The organism is Alteromonas antoniana (genome assembly GCF_019249295.1).
Lineage (GTDB): Bacteria > Pseudomonadota > Gammaproteobacteria > Enterobacterales > Alteromonadaceae > Alteromonas > Alteromonas antoniana.
This window is the reverse complement of record NZ_JAESDH010000072.1, coordinates 1-1,301: the sequence shown is the minus strand read 5'-3', so window position 1 is coordinate 1,301 and position 1,301 is coordinate 1. Positions and strand designations below refer to the sequence as shown.

Below are 1,301 nucleotides of genomic sequence, written 5' to 3'. Positions count from 1 at the left end.
TGGCTCTTCATCATTAACGGGGGACATCAGCATTCATTAAACTGATTTTGCGAAGATCATTTAATGGAGATAAGCCGATGTCCCACGCGGGTACTATTTTAGGCATAAGAGAGTTAGAAATCGAACGTGTTCACCGACACGATTCTATAGAGGTATGGGCAAAGCCAAGCCGACGACCTGTTTGTAAGCATTGTGAGAGTCGCCAGCTACGCGTTAAAGCGACACATCACCGCACAGTAAAGCATACTCGTCAGGGCAATCAGGTGCTGACGCTACATTTAAAAGTTCCTAAATATCATTGCCGGGCCTGTGGTCGGTACTTTCGTCATCCCTTTGTTGGGATCCGCCCCCGTTACCGGGCGTCAGAATGTTTTCGTTTAGAAGTCTTTGAAGCCCACCATGGAGGCGTTACCCAGCGGGGTATCTCAAGAACGCATTGCATCAGCCCGACAACGGTCGAGCGTTGGTATCAGTCCCATATCAGCCAAAAATACAAAGAGATAATTAGTCGCCCCTGTCCTGAGATGCTGGGTATTGATGAACATTTTTTTACTCGTAAAAGAGGCTATGCCACGACGTTTGTGGATTTGCGTAACCACAATGTGTTTGATGTTAAGTTAGGGCGTTCAGAGCCCAGTCTACGCCATTATTTACGCAGACTACCGGGTAAAGAAAATGTGCGACTGATTGCCATGGACTTATCCGAAACTTATCGTGCTATTGCTAAGCGATATTTTCCTAATGCCACCATCGTTGCTGACCGTTTTCATGTCGTGAGACTGATTAACCATCACTTTTTAAAAGCCTGGCAGCAACATCATCCTGAAGGGCGACGTAATCGAGGCCTGCTCAGTTTAATGCGACGGCATCAATGGCGATTGAATGACAGTAACCTAACCAATCTGAACCGTTATCTTGCTGACTACCCCGTTCTCAAAGCGATGTATGAAGCCAAGCAAAAGCTCATCCGCTATGTACTAATGAAAACCATGAACGCGCAGCGTATGGAAAAGAAGTTACCCGGCTTTTTAGACTTACTGGAGCAGTTACATTATAGCCCGTTAAATGCCCTGGCTAAGACCTTAACCACATGGCTACAGCCCATTGTGGCAATGTGGCGATTTACCCGCAACAATGGCATTACTGAGGGATTCCACAACAAAATGGAAATGATATCGAGAAGAGCGTATGGTTTTAGAAACTTTGAAAATTACAGAATAAGAGTAATGACCCATTGCGGATGGGATGGTGTAATTAATCGTGTAAGATGAATGCTGATCCCCCGTTTATGGGGTAGAGCC

General features: G+C 45.7%; 1 protein-coding gene. It reads left to right on the top strand.

The features are described from left to right. Nucleotides 1-77: 77 nt before the first annotated feature. Nucleotides 78-1,271, top strand: a complete 1,194-nt coding sequence (locus JKP77_RS22095; RefSeq protein WP_218313332.1) for an ISL3 family transposase — start codon at nucleotides 78-80, stop codon at nucleotides 1,269-1,271. Nucleotides 1,272-1,301: the final 30 nt, after the last annotated feature.